At 75.2% G+C, this 5,051-nt stretch carries 4 protein-coding genes; all 4 read left to right on the plus strand.

What is annotated here, in order from left to right:
* The first annotated feature begins 371 nt into the window (after window positions 1–371).
* The 4 genes from IEW07_RS20500 to chcC1 all read left to right on the plus strand — a co-directional run bounded on the left by IEW07_RS20500 (window position 372) and on the right by chcC1 (window position 4,751).
* Entirely contained in the window at window positions 372–1,604 is a 1,233-nt protein-coding gene (locus tag IEW07_RS20500; protein WP_188540620.1) for a molybdopterin molybdotransferase MoeA, read from the plus strand.
* A gap of 130 nt (window positions 1,605–1,734) precedes the next feature.
* The gene (locus tag IEW07_RS20505; RefSeq protein ID WP_188540622.1) at window positions 1,735–2,118 is read left to right on the plus strand and encodes a hypothetical protein; all 384 of its coding nucleotides are present in this window, start codon (window positions 1,735–1,737) and stop codon (window positions 2,116–2,118) included.
* Window positions 2,119–2,294: 176 nt separating this feature from the next.
* Entirely contained in the window at window positions 2,295–2,798 is a 504-nt protein-coding gene (locus tag IEW07_RS20510) for a universal stress protein (protein WP_188540624.1), read from the plus strand.
* A gap of 294 nt (window positions 2,799–3,092) precedes the next feature.
* Window positions 3,093–4,751 (plus strand): 4-oxocyclohexanecarboxylate 2-dehydrogenase, encoded by a 1,659-nt coding sequence (gene chcC1 / locus IEW07_RS20515; RefSeq protein ID WP_188540626.1) that lies wholly within the window; start codon window positions 3,093–3,095, stop codon window positions 4,749–4,751.
* Window positions 4,752–5,051: the final 300 nt, after the last annotated feature.

The following is a 5,051-nucleotide window of genomic DNA, read 5'->3' on the forward strand; positions in this document are numbered from 1 at the left end:
GCAGGTTGCACTTGTCGATCACGGAGACCCGCAGATCGGTGGCGCGGCGGCCGTGGCGGTCCACCAGCCCCGCCTCCCGCGGCGCGCCGCTGGGGGCCGGACCGGCACTGCGGAGCTGCGGGAGTCCCAGGGAAACGCTCATCTCACCGCCTCAGGGGTGGTCGGTCGGCGCGCCGGGGGACCGGCGACGGTCGGGTCCGTCCAGTGTAGTCAGCGGCCAGGACGCTGAGAATGCTCCGCCGTCACGGCGCGTCCCCTCCCTCCGGAGCCGGAGCCGGAGCCGGAGCCGGAGCGGCGGTCGCGTCGAGCCGCGTCATGGCCCCGATTCTGCCAGGCTCCGCGCGGGCCGGGCCTGCGCCTACGCTGGGAGGATGAGCAGGCACGCCGAGCACCCCGTCCGCAGCGTCGAGGAGCACCGCCGGGCCGTGGCGGACGTCCTGCGGGACCTCGTCCCGCGGACCGAGACCGTCCCCCTGCGGCGGGCGCTCGGGCGGGTCCTGGCCCGGGACCTCGTGGCGCCCCTGAGCCTGCAGCCCTTCGACAACTCGCAGATGGACGGCTTCGCCATCCGCGCCGCGGACAGCCGCGCGGCGGCGGGGGAGGGCGGGAGCGCGGCGTTCGTCGTCGTCGAGCCCGTCCCGGCCGGGCACGTCCCCGGGCCCCTGGCGCCCGGCCGGGCCGCGCCCATCATGACCGGGGCCCCGCTCCCGCCCGGCGCGGACGCGGTGGTGCCCGTCGAGGAGGCCCTGCCCCGGGCGTACCCGGTGCCGGGTGCGACCGTCCGGCTCCCGGCGGGCCAGCGTCCCGGGCGGTTCGTGCGCCGCGCCGGGGAGGACGTGGCGCAGGGCGATCCGGCCCTGCGCGCGGGGCAGCGGCTGACCCCCGCGCGGATCGGGCTCGCGGCCGCCCTGGGCGTGGCCGAGCTGGCCGTGCGGGCGCGGCCCCGGGCCGTCGTCTACTCGACGGGGGACGAGGTCGTGGCCCCCGGCGCGGAGCGCGGCCCCGCCCAGATCTACGACGCCAACGCCGCGATCCTGCGGGCCCAGCTCGAGGAGGCGGGCGTCGAGGTGGTGGGTGCGCACCTCGTGCCCGACGACGCCGAGGCCTTCACCGCCCGGCTCGCCGCCGACGCCGCACTGGCCCCCGACCTCTTCGTCTCCTCGGGCGGGGTGAGCGAGGGCGCCTACGAGGTGGTGCGGCAGGTGCTGGAGCCCGGCGGGGCGTTCGTGCACGTGGCCGTCCAGCCCGGCGGGCCGCAGGGCGTGGCGCTGGCCCACGGCGTCCCGTTCCTGTGCCTGCCGGGCAACCCCGTCAGCGCGCTGGTGTCCTTCGAGATGTTCGTCCGGCCCGCGCTCACCGAGGTCGTCGGCGCCCCCGCCGCCCGGGCGAGCCTGACCGGCCCCCTCGCGCAGGCGGCCCGGCCCCTGCCCACCAGGACGCAGGTCCGGCGGGCCCTGTGGGACGGGACGACCGTGCGGATGGCGGGCGGGCCCGGGTCGCACCTGCTTGCCGCCGCCGCCCGGGCGAACGCCCTCGCCGTGCTGCCGCCGGGCGACGCCGAGCTGCCGGCGGGGACCCCGGTCGAGGTCCTCCTGCTGGACTGAGCACCGGACGGGCTCCGCTCCGGGTCGCTCGCTAGACTGGCCCGCGGCCGCCCCGCCGTCCCCGCAGTCCCACCCGTCGCCCTTCCTCCCGTCACCGTCCCGCCGTCGAGCCCGTACAGAACAGGTCCCCATGAAGTCCGTGCCCGCACCCCTGCTCCTCGCCGCCACCGCTGTGCTCCAGGCGCTCGGCCGCTTCGAGTACCACCAGAACGGCATCACGGTGGTGGGCCAGATGCTCTTCCCGATCTTCTTCGCGGGGCTGGCGATCTTCCTCGCCGGCCGCGGCCGGCCCGGCGCGTTCGGCACCGCGCACCTGGCGCTGCTGGTCGCCGGAGCCCTGCTGCTCGTCCTCACGCTCGTGGGCTGGAGCGGCACGATCCCCGCCCTCTACCCCGCGGTGTGGCTCTACTACACGGCGTTCGCGCTGCTGGTCGTCGCGGCCGCCCTGCGCATCGCCGGCACCCCGAAGCGCCGTGCCGGGGCCCCGCCGGCCGAGGGCCCCGCCGAGCCCTGAACCGCTGGGCGGAGGTCCCGGCCGACCGGGCAGTAGGTGACGCTCCGTGACGGAGGCTCCGGCCCTACCCGGCGGTATCGGCCGGACCCCTTGACTCCGGGCCCGGTCAGGTCCACCTTCGTGCCTCAAGGGGTGTCCGCGCGCGGCGCCCGGGGCCCACGGGGGAGGACCACGCCATGACACCACAGGCCGACGAGGACGTCCCGTTCTGCACGAGCCCGGACCGCGTGGTGGTGGCCGTCGACGGCGGTCGCGCCTCCGTCGCGGCCCTGCGCTGGGCCGCCGCCGAGGCGGAGCTCCGGGGCGCCCACCTGCACGTGCTGCACAGCGTCGAACCCGCGACCCAGGACCCCCGGAGTGCCACGGAGGCGCTGCTGCACAGGGCCTTCGCGTGCCTCCCGGCGGACCTCGAGTCGCGCTCCGTGGCCGAGGGCGCCGCGGAGGCGCTCGTCGTGGCCTCCGACGGCGCCGCCCTGCTGGTGGTGGGCACCGACGAGCGCGACGCCTTCGCCGAGGTGCTCGACGCCACGGCGCACCGGGCGGACGGGGGCCCGTCGTGCCCGGTGGCGCTCGTCCACGAGGGGCAGGAGCCGCCGCACCGGGAGCGTCCGCACCGGCCGTTCCGGGCCCACGACATCGCCCGCAGGCACCAGAAGCGGATCAACACCAGCATGCTGTGACCCCCGGCCCGAGGACCGCAGTTCGGCCCCGAGGACCGCGCCGCGGTCCTCGGGGCCGAACTGCGGTCAGGGATGGTCTCCGCCCGCTGCTCCGAGGTGTCGGTCCGTCCTTCACCCGTGATCTGAGAACCCCCGTTCATCGGGAATCACGGGCCGTCCTCGCCGTGGCCGCTGTCACTGTGGTGTGAGACATGGGTCACCTCGGCACGTTTCCTCAGGGTTTGCGCCTCCGGCGCCCGCCTCGACGGAGCCGGGGCCATGCATCCGCAGCGCGAGAACCTGGAAGGCGTATTGATGCAAACTCTGAACGGAACCCTTGAGGATCGTTACGACGTGGTCGTGGTGGGATCCGGTGCCGGTGCCCTGACCGCGGCAGCCACGGCCGCTCGCTCCGGCAGGTCGGTGATCGTCCTGGAGAAGGCCGGGCTGCTCGGGGGCACCTCTGCCGTCTCCGGGGGCATGCTCTGGGTGGCGGCCAACCACCACGCGCGCGAAGCCGGGCTGGAGGACTCCCTGGAGGCGGCCCACCAGTACGTCCGCGCCGTGGCCCGCGGCCGTGGTCGCGACGAGCTAGTGGACGCGGCGCTGGAGCACGGGGACGCGATGCTGCGTTTCGTGGAGGAGGAGTGCGGGGTCCGGTTCATCTTCCTGGACAACTTCCCGGACTACCGACAGGACCTGCCCGGGGCTGTGGACGGAGGCCGGACGATCGAGCCGCATCTGTTCAACGCGCAGGAGGCCCTGGGGGCGCTGCGCGAGCACGTGCGCACGGACGGGCGGTTGCCGTTCACCATGCAGGAGTACGAGGAGTGGGGCGCCTTCACGAAGTTCCCCTGGGACAGGCTGCAGGAGCGTGATGCGGCGGGGATGGTGGCCAAGGGCCAGGCGCTGGTGTCGATGCTGCTGGCCAGCTGCCTGCGGGACGGCGTGACCCTGGCCGTCCAGGCCCGGGTCACCCGGCTGCTGACCGAGGGGGAGCGGGTCACCGGCGTGGAGCTGGAGAGCGGCGAGACGGTTGCCGCGGGAGCCGGCGTGGTGGTCGCCACGGGCGGCTTCGAGTGGGACCGGAAGCTGGCCGACTCGATGCTGGCCTCGCGGCTCCACACCATGTGCTCCCCTCCCTCGAACACCGGCGACGGGCTGAAGATGGTCCAGCGTCTCGGCGGGCAGACGCGCGGCACGCGGGAGGCCTGGTGGGCGCCGATGTCCGTCACCGGCGACACCCGGGACGGCCAGGCGATCGGCACGCTGCTGCGCTTCGAGCGGCAGGGGCCGGGGTCGATCATGATCAACCGCCACGGCCGGCGATTCGCCAACGAGTCCCAGAACTACAACGACCTCGCCCGGTGCCTGCAGTCCTGGGACTCGGCCAACAACCAGACGCTCAACACCCCCGCGCACGTGGTCTTCGACCAGGGCTACCTCGAGCGCTACGGCATCCTGGCCCACCGTGCGGGCATGCCCACCCCGGAGTACCTCGTCCAGGGGGAGACCCTGGAGGAGCTGGCCGAGAAGATCGGCGTCCCCGCCGGGAACCTCGCCGCGACCGTCGGGCGCTTCAACGAGTTCGCCGCCAAGGGGGAGGACCCGGACTTCGGTCGCGGGGAGAGCGCGTACGACCGGTACTGGGGTGACGAGGCGTGCCCCTGGCCCAACCCGTCCCTGGGGCCGCTGGAGAAGGGGCCGTTCTACGCCCTGGAGGTCGTCAACGGCGCGTTCGGCACCAACGGCGGCATCGCCACCGACGGCCGCGGCCGCGTCCTGGACGTGGACGACCGGCCGATCCCGGGCCTGTTCGCCGCCGGCAACGCCACGGAGAGCGCCTTCGCCGCGGGCTACCCCGGCGCGGGCGCGACCCTCGGGCCCATCATGACCATGGGGTACCTGGCCGGCTGCACCGTCGCCGACCGGTCCGTGGCCCACGAGCCCGCCGGAGAAGCGGTGGTCGCCTAGCCCGTCACGGGCCGCCGCTCGTTCTCGACGCAGCTCACGACGATGCCCGCCACCGGGCCTGCGCGACCGGTGGCGGGCATCGTCGTGCCGGCGCCTCCACGAAGGGAGCCCGGTGGCACTGGGTCGCAGTGCCACCGGGCCCGTCCCCCGGAGCTCAGAGCCGCTGCAGGAGCTCACTCTCCGAAGCGCTTCGGCGCGGCTGGGAGCTGGTGTCCGGCCAGCCGGTGTAGGACTCGGCGAAGTAGGCCGCCCCGCGCTCGGAGCCGGTGATCGCCTGGAACTCCCCGTGCCGGCGCTTCT

The organism is Kocuria dechangensis (assembly GCF_014636775.1).
In the GTDB taxonomy this organism is placed as follows: Bacteria; Actinomycetota; Actinomycetes; order Actinomycetales; family Micrococcaceae; genus Kocuria; species Kocuria dechangensis.

Excerpts from the sequence above, each read along its gene's own strand:
- IEW07_RS20500 (WP_188540620.1), top strand. The coding sequence starts at position 372 with ATGAGCAGGCACGCCGAGCACCCCGTCCGCAGCGTCGAGGAGCACCGC.
- IEW07_RS20505 (WP_188540622.1), top strand. The coding sequence starts at position 1,735 with ATGAAGTCCGTGCCCGCACCCCTGCTCCTCGCCGCCACCGCTGTGCTC.
- IEW07_RS20510 (WP_188540624.1), top strand. The coding sequence starts at position 2,295 with ATGACACCACAGGCCGACGAGGACGTCCCGTTCTGCACGAGCCCGGAC.
- chcC1 (WP_188540626.1), top strand. The coding sequence starts at position 3,093 with ATGCAAACTCTGAACGGAACCCTTGAGGATCGTTACGACGTGGTCGTG.